Genomic DNA, 19452 nt, shown 5'->3' on the forward strand with positions numbered 1-19452 from the left:
ATGGACATTGGCAACCCAAGGCGAAACGAAGCAGGCCAGATGACGCAACTCGACGAATATGCGCAGGGTGACGGCACCAAGAAATCGAACCGGCAAGCCGAACTGCTGCGGCTGCTCGAGCGCAGCCATTACCTCTCGATCGAGGAAATCGCCGAACGTTTTGCCGTGACGACCCAGACAGCCCGTCGCGACATCGTCGCGCTGGAAGCCACCGGCCAGGTGCGCCGCCTGCATGGCGGGGCCACGATCGCCACACCGGTGGATGCCGTCACCCGCCGCCAGCGGCGCATCGAAAACGCCTCGCAGAAGGCCCAGGTGGCAGCTCTCGTCGCCCAGGCTATTCCGGACGGGGCCGCCGTCTTCATGGACACCGGAACGACCTGCGAAGCGGTCGCCTATGCGCTGCTGCAGCGGCGAGACCTGCGGATCGTCACCTATAGCCTGCGGGTGGCCACCATCTTCAGCGAGAATTCCAGTTTCGCCCTGGCGATTCCCGGCGGCTCCGTGCGGCCGGTGGATGGTGGCGTTTTCCGGGAGGATACGGCTGACTATATCCGCCGCTTCAAGTTCGACTTTGCCGTGATCTCGGTCAGCGGCATCGACCAGGCCGGCGACATCTGCGACGACGACCTGGCCGAGGTCTCGGCCGTTACCGCCGCCCTGGCGCAGACCGAGCGCACCATCCTGGCCGTGGACAGCACGAAATTCGGCAAGCGTGCGCTGGTCAGGCTCGGCTCCCTCGAGGATGTCGACATCCTGGTCAGTGACGACATTCCCGCCCCCTTTCGCGACAGGGTACACCGCAGCGGCGTGGAAACCCGTGTCGCCGTCGCGGACGCGCAGGAAGCCCCTCTCGAATTGTAGCGGTCAGCGTCGCCTCGCAGCCCATGACCGCGACGTGACGGCGGCGCCGATGCCGTGGCTTTGAACATCGACACGGCGGCGCCGGAAGAGGCATCACCCGTCTCGGCGATGCCAAGCTGCCGTACCGAGCACATGAGCACCACCAATTCTGGTTGTTTTGGTCCGGGACTTGCATCAGACCAGCTTGGCATCGATGGCCAGCCACACGAGATGGGCATCATTGCGGGCACCGAGCTTGGTCTTGATCTGATAATGGTAATTGCGAACCGTCTTGAGGCTGAGATGCATGGACGTGCTGATCGCCTCGGCCGACCAGCCCGATGCGACCAGGCGCAGAATCTCGGTCTCGCGCGGGCTGAGCTCGGCCAGCGGCGATGAGGCATGGGTGAGGCGTTCGGCCGCGATCTCGCGCGCCACGTCATTGCTCATCGCCCGTTCGCCCTTGGCCACCAGGGCAACGGAATTGACGAGCTCGGCGGCATCGCTGCCCTTGGTGACATAGCCGGCGGCCCCCGCCTCGAACGCCTTGAGGGCGAAAGCGGCCCCGCTGTGCATGGTAAAGATGAGAACCCGGGCGGCATGATCCCATTGGCGGATATGGCGCAAGGCTTCGATGCCGCTGAGGCCCGGCAGGGAAAGATCCATCACCACCACGTCGGGCTTGGCTTTCCGGTAGGCCTCATAGGCCGAAACGGCATCGCTGGCTTCGGCCACCACGCGATAGCCGGGCACCTTTTCGAGCAACCGCCGATACCCCTCCCTGACGACGGGATGGTCATCGACCAGCAGGATGCTGAGATCGCTCATGCCGGGACAGGCTGGGCCGGGCCGCGCATCCGATTGGCGCGATCCGCAAGCAACGGAATGATTGCAGCGATGCGAACGCCGTGTCGCGCCTGGCCGATGGAAAGGCTTCCGCCCAGTGCCGTCACCCGTTCCCGCATGCCGAGAATTCCATGCCCGGCCTCCATGGTCAGCCGTAGCGGATTGCCGCCGCCGTCATCCTCGACGCTGAGCTCGACAGCGCCCCCCTCCTGCAGGCCTGTTCGCTTGACGAACAGGCGGATATCGCGCGGCTTGCCGTGGCGCGCGGCATTGGTCAGGCATTCCTGTGCAATGCGATAGATGCTGAGGGCGATGGCGTGCGGAAGGCCGGTGAGATTGCCGGCGATATCAAGGTGGAATCGGGCGCGCGTGGTGTTGCCGACATTCCAGCCAGCCACGAGTTGGGCCAGACTGGCCTCCAGGCCCAGTTCCTCGAGCTCCTGCGAACGCAACCGTTGCAGGGTGCCGCGCAAGGTCGCATTCATCCGCCGGGTCACTTCGGCGATGGATCGAGCGTCCTTGGCAATCTCCGGCCGGTCCTCGGCCTCCAATTCGATGGCGCCGGCAAGGGCATTGACGGCCGCCAGACACTGGCCGAATTCGTCATGGAGATCGCGCGCCAGCGTGCGTCGTTCCTCCTCCTGCACCTGGAACAGGCGGTTGGTGAGGGCGACGCGCTGGGCCGTGGTCTCGGCCAAACGGCAGGTGAGATCGTTCAAGGCGCCGGCGATGCGATCGAATTCCGCCGTCCGGTAGCCGGGCAGACGATAGCCGTAATCCCCACGTTCGAGGCGGCGCAGGCCGGCGACGATGGCACGCGCCGGCAGAAGGGACTGGCCGATAAAAAGCCCGGCGAGTACGCCGATGGCGACCGCCAGCAGGCCCGCCACGCTGAGCACGATGGTGATGCGGTCCCAGGCCAGCCGCACGGCGGCACCGTGGTCGGGCACGGCCTCGATCGTGCCGGCCTGACGCTGGCGGTCACTGAGGGGGCGCTCGACGGCCTGGTTGGGCCCGAACAGCCAATCATAGGACGTTTCGAACCAGGCCGGCGCGGGACGGCCGATCGTCTCGAGCTGGCTGCACAGGCGCCGGGGCGCTTCCTGGCCGAGCGTGACGGTTATGCATATGCCCGGCGAAATCACCTTCATCGTCACGATGGTGTTCCAATCGGGCAAGGGCAGGATGAGGTTGCGCGAAAGTCCGCCGCGCCAGAGCAGCTCGCGCCAATAGAGAGCTTCCAGCGCTTTGGAGACCCGCTCGGCCGAGGCGCGTGTCTCCGTTTCGGTGGCATGGCGCGTATCGTGCAAGACCCAGCCGATGGCACAGGCGAGGCAGAGAACGATGGCGGCTGCGAGCCGCAAAACCAGATGACCGAAGAGGTTCATGGCCCACTCTTGCTGGATCGACCCCCTCGAATAGTGAGCATGGCCCACAGGGCTGGCAAGCACAAAGGCTGCGAGACGACGCCCGGAAGCCAATGTCGGGCAAAATGCCCAAATGAGATCGGGACCTCTACCCAGGCTGCCGGCTTTCACCGTTGCTAGCCTGGAACATGATCCATCGATCCATAGCAACCGTCAGCAAGTCCCCTGAGTCCAAACGTCCAATGAGTCCGACCGTCCCATGAGCGAGCGTCAACCGCGCCTTTCCGGTGCAGATCCCCTGCTGCCCTGGCTCATCTTTACCGGCGTCAGCATCTTCGCCTTCCTCGTACTCTGGTATTTTGGCTTCATCGCCAAGATGATCGACGAGGACAGGACCTATATCTCCGTTGTCATCGTCCTCCTCTATGTCGCAAGCAGTCTACATTGCCTGTGGCGTATCGTTTTCATCGGGCGCGAGGGGGAGGCTGCCCGCCGCACGGCCCAGTGGGTCATTCGAGGTGGCAAGTCCGCCCTGGCGACCATGGGTTCGGTGCCCGACGGAAAGCTTGGGCAAGGCCTGGTCGCCGGCCACATACGCGACCTCGTCACCAAGGCCCACCTGCAAGGCTCGGCCCGCCTCGACCAAACCTTGCTGTTGCGTGTCCTCGCCGACCGGCTGCGGGGTTCCAACCGCTATGGTGCCTTTGCCAGCGATACGTTGATGAAGCTCGGGCTGCTCGGCACCATCGTCGGCTTCATCATGATGCTGGCTCCGATCGCCGGGCTCGACACCGACAGCAAGGAAGCCGTGCGCAGTTCGATGTCGCTGATGAGCGGGGGCATGGCGGTTGCCATGTACACGACGCTGGTAGGCCTGATCGGTTCGATCATGATCAAGGTGCAATATCATTTCCTCGACGGCGCCACCTCGCGCATCTTCTCCTTCGCGGTCGATCTCACCGAAGTCCATGTGATTTCGGCGCTGGAAGCGCAAAGGGCGCCGGGATGATCGATGACTTCGATCTCCACGGACGGGAAGAAGCCTTCGACCCGTTCAGCGTGGTGCTGTTCAAGGCCCTGCAAGTCATCGCCTTCCTGTTCTTCGTGGTGTTCATCATCATTTCCCCCAAGGCCAATGAGGGCAAGGTCGACAGCAAGGCCGAGTTCATCATCACCATGGATTGGCCCGACAATCATCCCGACGACATGGACATCTTCGTCCAGGATCCCCTCGGCAACATCGCCTGGTACCGCCGGCGCGAAGCGGGTTTCCTGGTGCTCGACCGCGACGATCGCGGCGGCCTCAACGATTTCGTCATCGTCAACGGGCGCAAGCAACAGACCAAGGTGCGCGAGGAGCTCGTCAGCATTCGCGGTTTCGTCGCCGGCGAATACACCGTGAACGTCTATCACTTCACCGCCCTGACCAAGCAGCCGGTGCCGGTGACGGTAACGGTGCAAAAGCTCAATCCGGTCGCCAAGATCGTCGCCCGGGAGACGATTGAAACGGCTGACGGGGGAAGCGAGCAGACCGCCATACGCTTCACCATGGACGCGCAGGGCGAGGTCACCGGCACCAGCCGAGAGGCCAAGTCGATCTTGCGCGGCATGCACAATGCCTGGAGCAAGAATCTATGACCGCGGCAATGACGGTGGGCGGCGATCATGCTTGAGACCAACCTGCTCTGCCTGGTGCTCGCCTATGTCTTCCTCAGCCTCCTGATGCTCACCGTGCTGATCGGGCTGGCATTGCCGCGTCTGGTCAAGATCGGCGCGATCGTCGTGGCGAGCCTGTTCTATGTCGTCGTGTTCTTCTCGATGCAAGGCTTGCTGGGCTGGTCGGCACCCGTCGGCGTGCCGGCCCGCTTTCAGGTGCTGTGGACGAGGATCGTCGAACCCAATGTCGTCCAGGGCGAAACCGGTGCCATCCATCTCTGGCTCGAGGAGCTGGATGCGGCCAACCTGCCGACCGGCGAGCCGCGCGCCTATCGCCTGCCTTATACGACGAACCTCGCCGGCCGGGTGGCCAAGGCGCAAAAGGAGATCGAGAAGGGCAATCTGCAGGGGGGACGCGCGGAATTTTTCGGAACGGGAGCATCGCAAAGCGTCCCCACCGGCCCGCTGCAAACCGGAGCACCGCCCGGAGGGGATCCTTCCGGCGGCGGCCTGTTCGACCCGGCTTTTCTCGGTGGGCAATCGCGCAACGTCGATCTCGTGCCGCTACCGAAACCGGCGTTGCCGCCGAAGGACATGCCCTGACACTGCCTTGCCGTTCATCGCGGCAGCGACGCTGCCTTCCATGATCTGAACCATGCGGTCTTCAACAGAATTGGAAATGGGACATGCCGGACACGAAGGACGACAATGTCCAGGGCAAACTTCTTCTGAGGGGCGGAGCCCTTTGGCTCATCGTTGCCCTTGTCCTTGCCTGGTGCCTGGTGGGACTGGCCTTGCAACTCCCGGGATTCGGTGCTGTCTTCCCCGGAAAATATCAGCGTGACCTGCAGGCGCATATCGACTTTCTCTTGATGAGCGCGCTGCTTTTGGGCTTCTACGGCACCAGGATCGCGCTGCCATGGCATATCCGCTGGGCCATGGTCATCGGTGCGTTCACAAATTCGATGCTCTTCCTGCTGATGGCCATCTTTCCTGCCCTGGACCCGACCGGCCCGTCGCCCGTCACGGGATTTGCCCGCACGATTTTCATCGGCCTCAATCTGTTGAGCTTCTTGATCACCAGCTATGGCTTTGGGCGTGGAGCTGTCCTGGCCTTGCGATCGACCTTCACACGCTGATCGCTCTTTCAACCGGCCAAACGACGAGGGGGTGAAACGCCGGTGCGTTTCACCCCCTCGGATGTTCGGTAGCCGTCCTTGCGAGGCAGGCTATTCCGCGCCGGCTGGTGCGTCGGGCTCGCGCTGCGGCGGTCCCTTCGGCTTGGCCTTCGGTTTCTTGGCCGAGGCCTGACTGTTGTCGGCCACCACCGGTTCGGGTTTGGGCTTGGCCGGGCCTGCGGGATATTCGAAGCCCAGTTCCTGCCTGCCCTCTTCGTTGGTGACAACCGTCACCCGCACGGCGCCGCCCGACTTCAGCCGGCCGAACAGCACCTCGTCCGCCAGCGGCGTCTTGATCGCCTGCTGGATCAGGCGAGCCATCGGCCGAGCACCCATGAACTCGTCATAGCCATTGGCCACCAGCCAGGTGCGGGCATCGTTGGAGAGTTCCACCGCGACATGGCGATCGGCAAGCTGCACTTCGAGCTGCGCGATGAACTTGTCGACGACCTGGCTGACGATCTCCTGCGACAGGTGGTCGAAGGCGATGGTCGCATCCAGGCGGTTGCGGAACTCCGGCGTGAACAGGCGGTTGATCGCCTCGGTGTCGTCGCCCTCGCGTTTGTTCTTGGTGAAGCCGAAGGCCGCCTTGGCCAGATCCGCCGCGCCGGCATTGGTGGTCATGATCAGGATCACATTGCGGAAGTCGACGCTCTTGCCGTTGTGATCGGTGAGCTTGCCGTGATCCATCACCTGCAACAGGATGTTGAACAGGTCCGGATGGGCCTTCTCGATCTCGTCCAGCAGCAGCACGCAATGCGGATTCTGGTCGATGCCGTCGGTGAGCAGGCCGCCCTGGTCGAAGCCGACATAGCCGGGAGGCGCACCGATCAGGCGCGACACCGTATGGCGCTCCATATATTCGGACATGTCGAAGCGCAGCAGGTTGATGCCGAGCACCGAGGCAAGCTGGCGGGCGACTTCGGTCTTGCCGACGCCTGTCGGCCCCGAGAACAGATAATTGCCGATCGGCTTTTCGGGATCGCGCAGGCCGGCACGGGCCAGCTTGATGGCAGCCGAAAGCTGCTTGATCGCCTTGTCCTGCCCGTAGACCACCCGCTTGAGGTTGGTCTCCAGATTCCTCAGCGTCTCCGTATCGTCCTTCGACACGGTCTTGGGCGGGATGCGCGCCATGGTGGCGATGGTCGCCTCGATCTCCTTGACGCCGATCGTCTTCTTGCGCCGGCTTTCAGTCACCAGCATCTGCGAAGCACCGGTCTCGTCGATGACGTCGATCGCCTTGTCCGGCAACTTGCGGTCATTGATGTATTTGGCCGAGAGCTCCACCGCCGCCTTGATGGCGTCGTTGGTGTAGCGCAGCTTGTGATATTCCTCGTAATAGGGCTTGAGGCCCTTGAGGATCTCGATGGTGTCGGGGATGGAGGGCTCCGCCACGTCGATCTTCTGGAATCGGCGCACCAAGGCGCGGTCCTTTTCGAAATACTGGCGGTACTCCTTGTAGGTGGTCGAGCCGATGCAGCGCAGCAGGCCGGCGGCCAGGGCGGGCTTGAGCAGATTGGAGGCATCCATGGCCCCGCCCGAGGTAGCGCCGGCGCCGATCACCGTATGGATCTCGTCGATGAACAGGATCGCGCCCGGATAGGCCTCGATCTCCTTCACCACCTGCTTGAGGCGCTCCTCGAAATCGCCGCGGTAGCGCGTGCCGGCGAGCAGCGTGCCCATGTCGAGCGCGAACACGGTGGCGCCGCGCAGCACTTCCGGCACGTCGCCTTCGATGATGCGGCGCGCGAGGCCCTCGGCGATCGCCGTCTTGCCGACGCCGGGATCGCCGACGAACAGCGGATTGTTCTTCTGCCGGCGGCAGAGCACTTGGATGGTGCGCGTAATCTCGCTGTCGCGCCCGATCAACGGGTCGATCTTGCCGTCCCGGGCCTTCTTGTTGAGATTGACGCAATAGGCGTCGATGGCGTCCTGCTTCTTCTTGGACGCATCCTCGCCATTGGCCGTCGCCTTCGGGCTGTCGCCATCGGTCTCGTCGACGCCGCGCGGTGCCTTGGCTTCCGACAGGCCAGGACGCTTGGCAATGCCGTGCGAGATGTAGTTCACGGCGTCATAGCGCGTCATGTCCTGCTCCTGCAGGAAATAGGCGGCATGGCTCTCGCGCTCGGCGAAGATCGCCACCAGCACGTTGGCGCCGGTGACTTCCTCGCGGCCCGAGGACTGCACGTGAATGACCGCGCGCTGGATGACGCGCTGGAACCCTGCCGTCGGCTTGGCGTCGTCGCGGCCGTCGGAGACCAGATTCTCCAGTTCGGTGTCGATATATTCGACCAGGTTGCGGCGCAGAATGTCGAGATCGACATTGCAGGCCCGCATCACAGCCGCCGCGTCCTGATCCTCGATCAGGGAGAGCAGCAGATGTTCGAGAGTCGCATATTCGTGATGGCGCTGATTGGCAGCGGCCAGAGCGCGATGGAGGGACTGTTCGAGGTGTCTTGAAAAGGATGGCACGATCAGTTCCTCACTTTTCTTCCATGACGCATTGCAGCGGATGCTGATGCTTACGGGCAAAATCCATGACTTGAGTCACCTTGGTCTCCGCGACCTCATAGGTGTAGATGCCACACTCTCCCACGCCATTGTGGTGAACATGCAGCATGATGTGGGTGGCACCGTCACGATCCTTGTTGAAGAAGCGCTCCAGCACCTCGATGACGAATTCCATCGGGGTATAATCGTCATTCAGCAACAGGACCCGGTAGAGTTTGGGGCGTTTGGTCGCCGGCCGCGTCTTGGTGATCACGGCCGCGTTAGTGCCCTCACCGCCACCTGGAGCTCGGGGTTCGCGGGCCATGCCGATCAGGGGAAACGGCTTGTGCGCGGCGCTCACTGCAATATCCAGAATCGTTGAATCTTCCATTTCGACAACTGCAATCGCCTGCAGCCTAACATGATCTCGACGAGGAAAAAGGCTTCCACGAACTGAATTTATGATCGCCCCCGACTTTCCGCTAGTGCGACAACGCGCAATAATGGGTTCCACGTTCCGAACAGCGGGTGAAGTGCCTCTTTTTCATTCATTCTCAACCAATCGGACAATCATGCGACCAAAATGCCGCGCTGGCTGGGCACTTAACCGATCCGTAACCGCGTCCGCCTAGGTTCATTGACTGTGTCGTCCCTGCAGCGGCACGGTGAGACGGCCTCCCTCCGGCAACGGGGTGGGGTGAGCCCCGGACGAAGGGCGAATGAGACCACCGGTCTCGCAGGGACATGTAATGGACGGTGCGGTCGCGCCGGTGAGTATTGGGGACTTTGCATGCTATCGCGTTGGATCGGGGGCGGACTGGCCCGGACCACCACAATGGTTGCAGCCGGCTTGGTAGTGTTCACGACAACCCTGGCCTTTCATCCGGATGAAGCGGATGCGCGCCGCCGCGGCCATCATGCCGCCCCGGCGCAGAAATCGATGAAGCATGCGCGCAGCAAGCGCGTGCGCTCGGAATCGGCCGCCTCGGCCATTCCCGCCGACATGCGCAACAATCCGCGCTATGCCGCCATCGTGGTTGACGTTAAGACCGGGCGCACGCTCTATGAGGCCTCCCCCGAAGCCTTAAGGCATCCCGCTTCCATCACCAAGGTGATGACGCTCTATCTCCTGTTCGAACAGTTGCAGGCCGGCCGGCTCTCGATGGCGACCGAGCTTCCCGTTTCCGCCCACGCCGCCTCCCAGTCCCCCACCAAGCTCGGCCTGCGCGCCGGCCAGACCATCCGCGTCGACGACGCCATCAAGGGCATGGTGACGCGCTCGGCCAATGACGCCGCCGTGGTGGTGGCCGAAGCCCTCGGCGGCTCGGAAGGCAATTTCGCCAACTACATGACGCGCAAGGCCCGTGCGCTGGGCATGTCGCGCACCACCTTCGTCAACGCCTCCGGCCTGCCCGATAACCGCCAGATCACCAGCGCCCATGACCTCGCCATCCTCGGCATGGCCATCCAGAAGCGCTTCCCGAACTATTATCGCCTGTTCTCGACCCGCAGCTTCGTCTATCGCGGACGCCCGATCCCGGGGCACAATCGCCTGCTGGGTTCGGTGGAAGGCGTCGACGGCATCAAGACCGGCTACACCAATGCCAGCGGTTTCAATCTGCTGACCTCGGTCAAGCGCAACGACAGGCAGTTGGTCGCCGTGGTGATGGGCGGCCGCAGCGCCGCCTCGCGCGACGTCGTGATGCGCCGCCTGATCGATGCCTATCTGCCCGTCGCCTATGCCGGCAATGCGGTCGACCGCTCCGCCACCCAGGTCGCCCGGGCCGAACTCCCAAACGATGCCGAGCCTATGGCCGCACCGCCCCGCCCGCCGGTTGTCCGGCCGGCCGTGGTCGCTGAAGCGCCGAAGGCCCGCCAGGCTGCTCCGGTGGCGGCGCCGATGCCGCCCGAAATCGTCGGGGACGCGGCGCCCGCTTCCGCTCCGCAGGCCCGCCCCCAGCCCGTTCCTGCCAAGCCGGTCATGGCCTTCGCGGCGCCCAGCACCCCGAGCATGCGTTGGGTCCAGGGTCTCCAGCCGGTCACGACCGCGCCTGCTACGCCGCCTGTTCGCGCCGGCCAGAGCAGCGAGGCCAGCCCCGACACCACCGCCACGGTGCAGAATGTCCGCACCGTTGCCATCACCCGTGATTCCGTCGCCTTGGCCGCGCCGCAGCGCAGCGGCTGGATCATCCAGATCGGCGCAACCGACAGCGAAGGAGCCGCCCGGCAGTTGCTGTCCAGCGCCAAGGCAGCCGGCAACAAGGCGCTCTCCTCCGCCCGCCCCTTCACCGAGACGGTCAGCCGCAACGGTTCGACCCTGTGGCGGGCACGCTTTGCCGGCTTCAGCGATCAGAACCAGGCCCAGTCGGCCTGCAGCGCCCTCAAGGCGGCCTCCTTCGCCTGCGTTGCCGTGAAGCTCTGATCCTTCGGCCAGAACAAGTATTCCCGTTCAGGCGCGGCCTTCTTCGGACAGGCCGCGCCTTTGTTTTGCGGGAATTGCGCTTTCACACAGAAGGCGCAAAGCAAGGGGGCGATAAACAAGACACCCTGCGATTTCGCTTAGTCGCAGGGAACGCAAAGACACTTCCAGCCCACGGCTTGGAGCCAGCAAGCGCTCAGTCTTGAACGCCGTTGGCCCCAGGATAAAAGCGGCTTTCGCCGGAACACACTTTGCGCTGGGAAAAGGTCGCAAGCTTAATCGTTGCGTAACCATGTTCTGCGACGCTCAAGCATCGTCGGAACCGAGCAAGTTCGGTGGAGTTAGCGTCAATGGCCTTCAAGAAGCATGTCCCTGGCCCGGTTGACACGAGCAGCCATCTGCGTCGTGCCCCCCTTGTCGGGATGGATTTTCTTCATGAGCGCCCGGTGCGCTCGACGAATTTCCTGGGCGCTCGCCCCCGGCTGCACCCCAAGGATCTGGTAAGCTTCCTGCTTCGTCATCGCGTCGGACGCCGCCGCTCCGAAGCCCCGCGCGTGCACATCATCCTTGAAGTGTTCACGCCATCCGGCAAGCCTGCGGTCCAGATAAGCTTCAAGGATTGAACGACCGACAAAGTCGGCGGCGATCTCCGCCCGCAGTTGCATCAGTTCCCCTGCCCGCATGGCCGAAAGGCGCCGGCCCGAAAAACGCCCGCGAATGACCTGCCCGTCCACCGGCTGCCTGCTGGCGTCGAGCATGATCACCAGATCCGCGGTGCGTACCGAGCTTGGTCTCGTCGTCGAACCCGGAATGACGCCATCCGGCAATTGCGGCAGCCAGCCTCGCATGCCCGCAGCCAGGACCAGCAGAGGCAGCCCCATGCCCCAGACGCCGCGTGTCAGCAGATAGAGGCCGAAGGCAAAGGCAAGGAAACTGCCGCCGCGCCGCAGCAGGCTGTCCAGGACCGGCGTCTTCGACAGCATGCCTGGCTTGAGAAACGGCCACAGGCAGAACAGCACCACGCATGCGAAAATAAGCTGGCCCACTTTTATCCGATCTGCGAAACAGCCATCGATTCGAATCTTGGAATCCGAGTCTTGCCAGTTGAGCGTTCCCCGAGCAAAGCGCGTTTAAACGCAAACGCGGCCTTGCTCAAACTCTTTGGTTCGACGCGTCCTGGGATTTGGAGTGACCGCCAAGTCACAAGACGCTCCAGAACCCTGGTCAAGCGAATACGACACTATGCACCTGCGGAGTAAGGGATGGCACGCCAAACCCTGGTGGTTCGAACCGTGGCGGAGTTGCGCCAAGCCGTGAAACGCTTTCGCGAGGTGCAGGAGACGGTCGCCCTGGTGCCGACCATGGGCGCCCTGCATGACGGTCATATCACCCTGGTGCGGCAGGCCCGCCAGCGGGCAAGCCGGGTAGTGGCCACGATCTTCGTCAATCCGACCCAGTTCGCGCCGACCGAAGATCTCGCCAAATATCCCCGCACGGAAGCGGCGGATCTAGCCAGGCTGCGGGATGTCGGCTGCGATCTCCTGTTCGCTCCCGACGCCAGCCAGATCTATCCGCACGGCTTCGCCACCACGGTCTCGGTTGCCGGGCCGGCGCAAGCCGGGCTGGAGGACCGCTTCCGCCCCGGCCATTTCGCCGGCGTGGCGACGGTGGTGGCCAAGCTGTTCTGCCAAAGCGGCGCCGATTTCGCCCTGTTCGGCGAGAAGGACTATCAGCAGCTTTGCGTCGTCACCCAGATGGCGCGCGACCTCGATTTGCCGATCACGGTCGTCGGCATCCCCACCGTGCGTGAAGCCGACGGATTGGCGATGTCGTCGCGCAACCGCTATCTCGCGCCGGAACAGCGGGCCAAGGCCCCTCTCCTCCATCGCACCCTCCGGCAGGTCGCCGATGCCCTGATCAAGGGCGCCGACATCGAAGCCGCCCTGGCATTCGGGCGCAGTGCCATCACGGCCGGAGGCTTCGAGCTCGATTATCTGGAAGCACGGCAGGCGGTGAGCCTCGCCCCGGTTACCGGACTTGCGGAGGGGCCGGTGCGATTGCTGGTGGCTGCCCGGCTGGGTGCGACCCGCCTCATCGACAATATCGGCGTCGAGACGCCCCGGCATTAACCAAATTGCCGTCGGGAAAGGTGACGAAACCGTGGCAATCATGCCACGCATCCCTTCGTTGCCCGCGCGTGTTTGAAAACGGGAAATCGTGGTTAATCCACCGTTAACATGAGATTTTTCAAAGAGTTACGACAGCTCATACCCCGTCCGGATCTTGTTTTTTCTGCGGCAAGAGCGTTGTGCGGCCCCTGCCCTTGTGCGAAGTTGGCTTCGGGAACGGGTAATTGGCCCTGCTCTCTGGGTAAACATCCGGTGGCGGGCAAAACGGGTCTGAAGATTGTGATGCGCTTCGGGATCAGGATCAGGTCGAATTTGAGCCGAATGGCCCCTAAAGCCGCCTTGGCCGCCGTGGCGCTCGCAACGGCATTTCTGCCGCATTCGCAGGCTGCCGCCGCCGGCCACAGCGCCATGCCGATCTATGCTCCCGTGGGCGATGTCACCACCCCGCCCTCTGGCTATCTGCAGTTCTGCAAGGACAATCCGGCCGACTGCAAGTCGGGCTCGCAGGAAGCACGCGATATCGTGCTCTCGCGCCAGGCCTGGAAGGATCTGATCGCCCTGAACGACCAGGTCAACAAATCGGTCAAGCCCGTCACCGATCTCGACAATTACGGCAAGGTCGAATGGTGGGCCTACCCCACCAATGGCAAGGGCGACTGCGAGGACTATGTCCTGCTCAAGCGCAAATTGCTGATCGACGCCGGCTGGCCGCGCTCGGCCCTGCTGATCACCGTGGTGCGCGACAAGAAGAACGAAGGCCACGCTGTCTTGATGGTGAAGACCGACCGCGGCGAGTTCGTGCTCGACAATCAGGAAACCAAGATCCTGTCCTGGCGCGCCACCGGCTATCGCTACGTCAAGCGCCAGTCGCAATCCGACCAGAATGCCTGGGTCTCGCTCGGCGACACGCAGACCACCTCGATCGTGTCGGCCAAGGGCAACTGAGTTTTTTCCGGGTGCGCGGACGTCTCGTCCGCCTCTTCCCCACGGCGCGTGTCATGTTTCCAAGAACGGACGAGACGTCCGTGCACCCGGAAATACGCTCCCCGCGACTTAATCCACCCTCTTCAACCCCTTGGCAAAGCGCTTGGCGTTGGCGACATAATGCGCCGACGACTGCCTGAGCTTGGCGACGGCTTCCGCGTCGAGAGGACGGAGCACTCGGGCCGGCGAGCCGACGATCAGCGAATGATCCGGAAATTCCTTGCCTTCGGTGATCAGCGCATTGGCGCCGACCAGACAGCCCTTGCCGATGCGTGCGCCGTTCAGGATGGTGGCCCCCATGCCGATAAGGCTGCCGGCACCGATGGTGCAGCCATGCAGGATGGCGGAATGGCCGATCGTGCAATCCTCACCGATGGTGAGGGGAAAGCCGGGATCGGAATGCAGCACGGCACCATCCTGGATATTGGAGCGCGCACCGACGGTCATCGGCTCATTGTCGCCGCGCAGCACCGCACCGAACCAGATATTGGCGTCCTCTGCCAAAATCACGCGACCGATCACTTGCGCATCGGGCGCAAGCCAGTAGCGGCCGTCGGCCGGCACCGACGGCGCAATATCGTCGAGCGCATAGAGGGGCATGGCAGAGCTCCGTTCCTGGGATCGCTGGCGTCCTCGCCTATGAGCGCTAACGCTGTGGTCGTGGCGTAGCATGGGATGGTCGATCTCCAGATCGACCATCCTGAAAACATCACGCGTGATTATGGACGAAGATGGCCGATCTGGAGATCGACCCTCCGTGTTTCATGCGCTCCGACCAGTAAAGCCAGCGCCCAATACCCGCGATCCCGCAAATAGCCGATCAGTCCTCGAGGTCGATGTCGAGGATCGCCATGTGGAAGTCGTAGGAGGTCTCTCCATCTTCCTTGTCCTCGGAGACCACGCCGATCGACTCCTCGCCGATATAGACTTCCGCGCTGTCAGTCTTGCGGGCACGAGGCACGACGCGAATGGTGGCATTGCCGAAGGTGCGACGAAGATAGGCTTCGACGCGCTGCATGTCTTTCTTGTCCACTAGACTTCCTCGGTTGAATGCGCCGGGCGACTTTGCCGCCCCGCCATCCCCGGGCTTTGCCATGCCGAAGCCTGCTTCGCAAGAGAATGCGGGCCGACACCCTGTGCAATCGAGCAAGTTAGGGCATGCCGAAGGCGGGAAACGCGCAATCTCCGCAGATCATCGGATTGATCGAAAGCTGATGCGATGGCGAACGATCGCGGGACGGGATCATCGCATCGAAAAACGGCTGCCAGTTTCCGGTGGAAACGATGCGGCGATTGGCTCTTGCGGCATCCGTTCCGTTTCCGACGCTGTTTGCGATGCCACGGTCACCTCACGCTCATTAGAACACCGGCCCGACGATGGTGAGCAGATTGTCGTATATTCGACGCAGCCTCGGACGCTTCTCGACGTCTTGTTCATCGACCTGCGTCGACGACGAAATATAGATATCCTGCCGGGCCCGAACATCGCCGGAGTTCTTGTCCGAATAGAAAAGGATGTTGTTTTCGAAATTGAGATAGAGACTGCGGAAATCCATGTTTGCCGAGCCCACCAGCGTGAGCTGGCCGTCCACGACCACGGTTTTCGCATGGAGGAGGCCGCCATGATATTCGTAGATCTTCACGCCCGATGCGAGAAGCCGCGCATAATGCGCCTTGCTGATCGCGCTCACGACATGTGAATCGTTCCGGGCAGGAAGAATGAGGATGGTCGTCACCTTACGGCGCGCCGATGCCATCAGGCTGGCGAGAAGCTGCAGATCCGGGACAAAATAGGGTGTCGAGATCACCACCTCCTGCTGGGCGCTCTGGAGCAACGAGACGAACACGTCCGACATCGACCCTTTCGGAGACATCGGCCCCGTCCCGAAGGCCGCCGCCGCGCAGTCCCCCTCCAACTCTCCCGGGAAGGGTTCGCCGAGCAGGCTGGACAGGTCTTCGCCATATTCGACGGCCCAATCATTGGCGAAGACGAGTTGGTTCTGGCGAGCCACCGGACCTTCAAACCGAAGCATGATGTCGATCCAGGGCGCGAACCGCGGCTTGATACGGAACTCCGGGTCCGCACAGTTCTGGCTGCCGCAATAGGTGATGCTGTTGTCGACGACGACGATCTTGCGATGGTTGCGCAGATCCGGGCGGCTGATCGATGCCAGCGACACACCGAGAGAGGACACCAGCGAGACGCAGAGCTTGATGCCCGATTGCTTCATCGCGGCCCAATAAGCGGAGCGGATGAGATCGCGCGATCCGAAGGCGTCCACTACCACACGGCAGGTGACGCCGCGCGCTGCCGCCCGCCGCAGGGCCTCGACGACGAGCCTGCCATTATTGTCCGTCAGCCAAATGTAGAACGAAACGTGGATGGTCTCTCGGGCGAGGTCGAAATCGCGGACCATGTCGCGGATCGCGGCGTCGGAGTCGGCGGCTAGGCTCGCCACGTTCCCGATTGCGGCCCCGCATCCGTTCAAGGACGCGCAGGTCTCGAATACCGGCCTGTACCGATCGGGAATGAGGCCGGAGGACATGCCGGCCGACATGGCGGATATGTTCGCTATGGGCTGTTCCCAGACCGTAGCGGCCCGCCGGCGGAAACTGCGCGCCATCCAGGGCTCGCCCAGAAAAAGATAAACCACAATTCCGATGATCGGAAAGCCGATGAGCACGAAGAACCACGCGGCGCGCGCGTCTGAACTCATGTCATCGTTGAGCAGCACCCGGCAGAGAACCGCTACGTGCACGGCAAGGACGAGCGCCAGGGCTAGGAGGTGATGCCACATGATATATCCTGCTCGGGAAGCGACCGGGCGAAGCGCGATATAGGCTTAAAGAACGTGCCTGAAACCCTGAAGGATTGCGATCAAATGGACGTCACTTTCGCTGCGAAGTTCCTGGGCGCGCTGTTCGCCATCATGAATCCCTTTATCAACCTGCCGATCTTTCTCAGCATGGTGAGCACCAAACCCGTCGCTCAACAGCGCGGCATGGCGGTGACGATACTGTTCTATACGGCAGCGATGTGCATCGTCATTTCAATGTTTGGCGGGTACATCATCGCTTTTTTTGGCGTCACCATTGCCTCTTTCCGCGTCGCCGGTGGCCTGGTGCTTCTTGGCATCGCCTTGTCCATGCTGAACGGCAGGCCGGTCACCTCGCACGAAAGGGGCGAGCAGGAAAAACAAGCCGACAGGACGGCTGAAAGCGATACGGACGGTGATCTGGCGTTCTATCCGATGACATTTCCGATGGTCGTGGGACCGGGCACCATGGCCACGCTGATCGTCTACGCAGCGCAAACCCATAACGCCGCGCAATACGCTTCGTTTGCCCTCGTGCTTGCGAGCGTCCTGCTCGCCCTGTTCATCGTCCTGTTCTTCGCCGCCGAGATTGGCGAACTCCTCTCCGCCAAGGTGCGGGTCATCATGACCCGGATCATGGGCATGATACTTGCTGCGATCGCGGTCGAAATGGTCATCGAGGGAGCCAAGGTGATGTTGCCGGGCCTGGCTTGAGAGGCACGGAAATGCTGCAGATCTAGGCGACGATGAAATGACGGCTCGGCTCTACGAGCCGAAGGGCACGAAACAGGGGGAACCGTCATCCTCAACTCCTTCGAGAAATGGAGCGGGATCGGCCATCTTAGCCTGTCGTCGCGAATGACCCACCCTACAGTACCAGACCCGATTTCGAATCGGATCTGGTACTATAGGTTATTGTTGTCGCATCGTTTTTGCCAAAAACCGGCATCCACTTTTCGGCACGATGCTCTAGAGCCCGACGTCATGCCAGAAGATGTCGTCCGGCAGCGGACCATGCAGGATCTGGTCCATGCTGCGCGACGGCTCGGCGCAGCCCGCCTCCCCGACCACGCGGGCCGGAACGCCCGCCACGGTCGTATTGCGTGGCACCGCCTTGAGCACGACGGAGCCCGCCGCCACGCGGGCGCATTGGCCGATCTCGATATTGCCGAGGATCTTGGCACCCGCCCCGATCATCACGCCGCGGGCGATCTTGGGATGGCGGTCGCCGGACTCCTTGCCGGTGCCGCCCAGCGTCACGTCCTGCAGGATGGAGACGTCATCGCCGATCACCGCCGTTTCGCCCACCACCAGGCCGGTGGCATGGTCGAGGAAGACACCGCGCCCGATCGGCACGTTCGGATTGATGTCGCACTGGAACACGGCCGAGGAACGGCTCTGCAGGTAGAGGGCGAAATCCCTGCGCCCCGACTTCCAGAGCCAGTGAGCCAGGCGATGGGTCTGCAGGGCGTGGAATCCCTTGAAGTAGAGGATCGGCTCGATATAGCGATTGGCGGCCGGGTCGCGATCGATCACTGCCGCAATGTCGGCGCGGATGGCCGAGGCGATGCTCGGATCAGCCTCGAGTGCCTTGCCATAGGCCTGGGCGATCAGGGTCGCCGGCATGTCCGAATGATCCAGGCGCGAAGCGATGCGCTGCACCACGGCGCTTTCCAGCGAATTGAGCTGCAGGATATTGGCGAAGATGAAGCTGGAAAGCTGCGGCTCGGCATGGGTGACCGCTTCAGCCTCGGCCCGTACGCGGCTCCAGACCGGGTCGACGATTTCAAGCCCATGGGAAACCAGGCGCTTCGACTGATTCATCTGCCTATCCGCTGAATGGAAGGTATCTCCTTCCTTTTTAGCGCAGTGATGCCGGCAGTGCCAATGTTCATTTAGACGCCCTGCTCTGCGAGGAATGCCAAAACGCCTTGCTTGTAGACCTTGTCGCCGACGGCGGGGTTGTGATCGCGGTTGGGAATGTCGAGCACGGCGGCATTGGGCATCATCGCGGCCAGTTCCTGCGCGGAGCCGGCGATCGGGTCGCGCGTGCCGACGGCGATCAGGGTCGGCTGCAGGATTCTGGCGACCTCGGCCGGATTGAGCTGGACCCGCGAGCCACGGATGCAGGCGGCCAGGGCCCGCCGGTCCGCACCGCTCTTGTCGGCAAAGGCACGGAACATCCGCCCGATCGCATCCGGCACGTCGTCGAGCGAGGGCGCCTCCATGGCTGCCGCGATGGTGGGCGGCAGGGCCTCACCCTGCACGAGCCGCACGCCCAGGCCGCCGAATATAACCGCATCCACGCGCTGGGGATGCTCGAGCGCGAGGAAGGCCGTGATGCGGGCGCCCATGGAATAGCCCATCACCGCCGCCGAGCCGATGCGCAGATGATCGAGCAGCGCGACGGCATCGCCTGCCATCGCAGCAGGATGGTAGGCGGCCGGATCGTAGAGCTTTGAGGAAGCGCCATGGCCGCGATTGTCGAAGGCGATCACCCGCCGGCCCTGCCTGGTGAGCAGGTCGACCCAGCCGGTGTCGACCCAGTTCACCTGATGATTCGAACCGAAGCCGTGGATGAGAAGGATGGGCTCGCCTTCTCCTTCGTCGATATAAGCGATTTCGACGCCGTCATGATCAAAACGCTGCATCGGCGCGGTTTTCCTTTGCTCTTGCTCCCAATAGCCCCTATCGCATCCCGTGCGGCACCGCTATGGTCCGCGC

At 62.9% G+C, this 19452-nt stretch carries 19 protein-coding genes; 9 read left to right on the forward strand and 10 right to left on the reverse strand.

The genetic code is table 11. The features are described from left to right. Positions 1 to 39: 39 nt before the first annotated feature. Positions 40 to 864: a DeoR/GlpR family DNA-binding transcription regulator gene (locus ACTJKX_RS17250; RefSeq protein WP_440725988.1), complete on the forward strand. Its 825-nt coding sequence runs from the start codon at positions 40 to 42 to the stop codon at positions 862 to 864. A gap of 174 nt (positions 865 to 1038) precedes the next feature. On the opposite strand, the gene ACTJKX_RS17255 is transcribed toward ACTJKX_RS17250, so the two are convergent. Next, positions 1039 to 1671 carry a response regulator gene (locus ACTJKX_RS17255; protein WP_068295513.1) on the reverse strand — a complete coding sequence of 211 codons (633 nt, stop codon included), beginning with the start codon at positions 1669 to 1671 and terminating at the stop codon, positions 1039 to 1041. Continuing rightward, the gene (locus tag ACTJKX_RS17260) at positions 1668 to 3077 is read right to left on the reverse strand and encodes a histidine kinase (protein ID WP_068295515.1); all 1410 of its coding nucleotides are present in this window, start codon (positions 3075 to 3077) and stop codon (positions 1668 to 1670) included. Before ACTJKX_RS17260 ends, ACTJKX_RS17255 begins: the two co-directional genes overlap by 4 nt. Before the next feature lie 238 nt (positions 3078 to 3315). Here ACTJKX_RS17260 and ACTJKX_RS17265 point away from each other — a divergent pair, with 238 nt between their 5' ends. From ACTJKX_RS17265 to ACTJKX_RS17280, 4 genes are all read left to right on the forward strand, one after another. After that, positions 3316 to 4065: a MotA/TolQ/ExbB proton channel family protein gene (locus tag ACTJKX_RS17265; protein ID WP_440725989.1), complete on the forward strand. Its 750-nt coding sequence runs from the start codon at positions 3316 to 3318 to the stop codon at positions 4063 to 4065. After that, positions 4062 to 4694 (forward strand): hypothetical protein, encoded by a 633-nt coding sequence (locus tag ACTJKX_RS17270; protein ID WP_440725990.1) that lies wholly within the window; start codon positions 4062 to 4064, stop codon positions 4692 to 4694. Before ACTJKX_RS17265 ends, ACTJKX_RS17270 begins: the two co-directional genes overlap by 4 nt. 27 nt (positions 4695 to 4721) lie before the next feature. Beyond that, positions 4722 to 5315 carry a hypothetical protein gene (locus ACTJKX_RS17275; RefSeq protein ID WP_068295521.1) on the forward strand — a complete coding sequence of 198 codons (594 nt, stop codon included), beginning with the start codon at positions 4722 to 4724 and terminating at the stop codon, positions 5313 to 5315. An 83-nt stretch (positions 5316 to 5398) separates the two neighbouring features. Continuing rightward, positions 5399 to 5851 carry a hypothetical protein gene (locus ACTJKX_RS17280; RefSeq protein ID WP_440725991.1) on the forward strand — a complete coding sequence of 151 codons (453 nt, stop codon included), beginning with the start codon at positions 5399 to 5401 and terminating at the stop codon, positions 5849 to 5851. Between the two features lie 90 nt (positions 5852 to 5941). On the opposite strand, the gene clpA is transcribed toward ACTJKX_RS17280, so the two are convergent. Then, on the reverse strand, positions 5942 to 8362 hold the full coding sequence (gene clpA, locus ACTJKX_RS17285; RefSeq protein WP_311938918.1) for an ATP-dependent Clp protease ATP-binding subunit ClpA: 2421 nt from the start codon (positions 8360 to 8362) through the stop codon (positions 5942 to 5944). Positions 8363 to 8372: 10 nt separating this feature from the next. Continuing rightward, entirely contained in the window at positions 8373 to 8705 is a 333-nt protein-coding gene (gene clpS, locus ACTJKX_RS17290) for an ATP-dependent Clp protease adapter ClpS (protein ID WP_082980075.1), read from the reverse strand. A gap of 465 nt (positions 8706 to 9170) precedes the next feature. Here clpS and ACTJKX_RS17295 point away from each other — a divergent pair, with 465 nt between their 5' ends. Next, complete coding sequence (locus ACTJKX_RS17295) at positions 9171 to 10802, forward strand: D-alanyl-D-alanine carboxypeptidase (protein WP_311938916.1); 1632 nt, start codon at positions 9171 to 9173, stop codon at positions 10800 to 10802. A gap of 344 nt (positions 10803 to 11146) precedes the next feature. Here the strand turns inward: ACTJKX_RS17295 and ACTJKX_RS17300 are convergent, their stop codons facing one another. Beyond that, positions 11147 to 11845, reverse strand: a complete 699-nt coding sequence (locus ACTJKX_RS17300; RefSeq protein WP_440725992.1) for a DnaJ domain-containing protein — start codon at positions 11843 to 11845, stop codon at positions 11147 to 11149. Positions 11846 to 12061: 216 nt separating this feature from the next. Here ACTJKX_RS17300 and panC point away from each other — a divergent pair, with 216 nt between their 5' ends. Next, positions 12062 to 12928, forward strand: a complete 867-nt coding sequence (gene panC, locus ACTJKX_RS17305; protein WP_440725993.1) for a pantoate--beta-alanine ligase — start codon at positions 12062 to 12064, stop codon at positions 12926 to 12928. 321 nt (positions 12929 to 13249) lie between these two features. Then, positions 13250 to 13873 carry a transglutaminase-like cysteine peptidase gene (locus ACTJKX_RS17310; RefSeq protein WP_376717704.1) on the forward strand — a complete coding sequence of 208 codons (624 nt, stop codon included), beginning with the start codon at positions 13250 to 13252 and terminating at the stop codon, positions 13871 to 13873. A gap of 108 nt (positions 13874 to 13981) precedes the next feature. On the opposite strand, the gene ACTJKX_RS17315 is transcribed toward ACTJKX_RS17310, so the two are convergent. From ACTJKX_RS17315 to cls, 3 genes are all read right to left on the reverse strand, one after another. Further along, complete coding sequence (locus tag ACTJKX_RS17315; protein WP_311938911.1) at positions 13982 to 14512, reverse strand: gamma carbonic anhydrase family protein; 531 nt, start codon at positions 14510 to 14512, stop codon at positions 13982 to 13984. A 220-nt stretch (positions 14513 to 14732) separates the two neighbouring features. Next, positions 14733 to 14930: a DUF3126 family protein gene (locus ACTJKX_RS17320; RefSeq protein ID WP_245196728.1), complete on the reverse strand. Its 198-nt coding sequence runs from the start codon at positions 14928 to 14930 to the stop codon at positions 14733 to 14735. A gap of 340 nt (positions 14931 to 15270) precedes the next feature. Next, a complete protein-coding gene (gene cls, locus ACTJKX_RS17325; protein ID WP_440725994.1) occupies positions 15271 to 16710 on the reverse strand; it encodes a cardiolipin synthase in 1440 nt (479 codons plus the stop codon). Between the two features lie 84 nt (positions 16711 to 16794). Between cls and ACTJKX_RS17330 the strand changes: the two genes are divergently transcribed. Beyond that, on the forward strand, positions 16795 to 17442 hold the full coding sequence (locus ACTJKX_RS17330; RefSeq protein ID WP_440725995.1) for a MarC family protein: 648 nt from the start codon (positions 16795 to 16797) through the stop codon (positions 17440 to 17442). A 255-nt stretch (positions 17443 to 17697) separates the two neighbouring features. On the opposite strand, the gene cysE is transcribed toward ACTJKX_RS17330, so the two are convergent. Continuing rightward, on the reverse strand, positions 17698 to 18552 hold the full coding sequence (cysE, locus tag ACTJKX_RS17335) for a serine O-acetyltransferase (RefSeq protein WP_311938904.1): 855 nt from the start codon (positions 18550 to 18552) through the stop codon (positions 17698 to 17700). Positions 18553 to 18623: 71 nt separating this feature from the next. Next, positions 18624 to 19379, reverse strand: coding sequence for an alpha/beta fold hydrolase (locus ACTJKX_RS17340; RefSeq protein WP_440725996.1), 756 nt, complete (start codon positions 19377 to 19379; stop codon positions 18624 to 18626). Positions 19380 to 19452 lie beyond the last annotated feature (73 nt).

Origin of the sequence: Labrys sp. 22185 (assembly GCF_052045555.1) — a bacterium.
Lineage (GTDB): Bacteria > Pseudomonadota > Alphaproteobacteria > Rhizobiales > Labraceae > Labrys > Labrys neptuniae.

Excerpts from the sequence above, each read along its gene's own strand:
- ACTJKX_RS17250 (WP_440725988.1), top strand. The coding sequence starts at position 40 with ATGACGCAACTCGACGAATATGCGCAGGGTGACGGCACCAAGAAATCG.
- ACTJKX_RS17255 (WP_068295513.1), bottom strand. The coding sequence starts at position 1,671 with ATGAGCGATCTCAGCATCCTGCTGGTCGATGACCATCCCGTCGTCAGG.
- ACTJKX_RS17260 (WP_068295515.1), bottom strand. The coding sequence starts at position 3,077 with ATGAACCTCTTCGGTCATCTGGTTTTGCGGCTCGCAGCCGCCATCGTT.
- ACTJKX_RS17265 (WP_440725989.1), top strand. The coding sequence starts at position 3,316 with ATGAGCGAGCGTCAACCGCGCCTTTCCGGTGCAGATCCCCTGCTGCCC.
- ACTJKX_RS17270 (WP_440725990.1), top strand. The coding sequence starts at position 4,062 with ATGATCGATGACTTCGATCTCCACGGACGGGAAGAAGCCTTCGACCCG.
- ACTJKX_RS17275 (WP_068295521.1), top strand. The coding sequence starts at position 4,722 with ATGCTTGAGACCAACCTGCTCTGCCTGGTGCTCGCCTATGTCTTCCTC.
- ACTJKX_RS17280 (WP_440725991.1), top strand. The coding sequence starts at position 5,399 with ATGCCGGACACGAAGGACGACAATGTCCAGGGCAAACTTCTTCTGAGG.
- clpS (WP_082980075.1), bottom strand. The coding sequence starts at position 8,705 with ATGGCCCGCGAACCCCGAGCTCCAGGTGGCGGTGAGGGCACTAACGCG.
- ACTJKX_RS17295 (WP_311938916.1), top strand. The coding sequence starts at position 9,171 with ATGCTATCGCGTTGGATCGGGGGCGGACTGGCCCGGACCACCACAATG.
- panC (WP_440725993.1), top strand. The coding sequence starts at position 12,062 with ATGGCACGCCAAACCCTGGTGGTTCGAACCGTGGCGGAGTTGCGCCAA.
- ACTJKX_RS17310 (WP_376717704.1), top strand. The coding sequence starts at position 13,250 with ATGGCCCCTAAAGCCGCCTTGGCCGCCGTGGCGCTCGCAACGGCATTT.
- ACTJKX_RS17315 (WP_311938911.1), bottom strand. The coding sequence starts at position 14,512 with ATGCCCCTCTATGCGCTCGACGATATTGCGCCGTCGGTGCCGGCCGAC.
- ACTJKX_RS17320 (WP_245196728.1), bottom strand. The coding sequence starts at position 14,930 with ATGCAGCGCGTCGAAGCCTATCTTCGTCGCACCTTCGGCAATGCCACC.
- cls (WP_440725994.1), bottom strand. The coding sequence starts at position 16,710 with ATGTGGCATCACCTCCTAGCCCTGGCGCTCGTCCTTGCCGTGCACGTA.
- ACTJKX_RS17330 (WP_440725995.1), top strand. The coding sequence starts at position 16,795 with ATGGACGTCACTTTCGCTGCGAAGTTCCTGGGCGCGCTGTTCGCCATC.
- cysE (WP_311938904.1), bottom strand. The coding sequence starts at position 18,552 with ATGAATCAGTCGAAGCGCCTGGTTTCCCATGGGCTTGAAATCGTCGAC.
- ACTJKX_RS17340 (WP_440725996.1), bottom strand. The coding sequence starts at position 19,379 with ATGCAGCGTTTTGATCATGACGGCGTCGAAATCGCTTATATCGACGAA.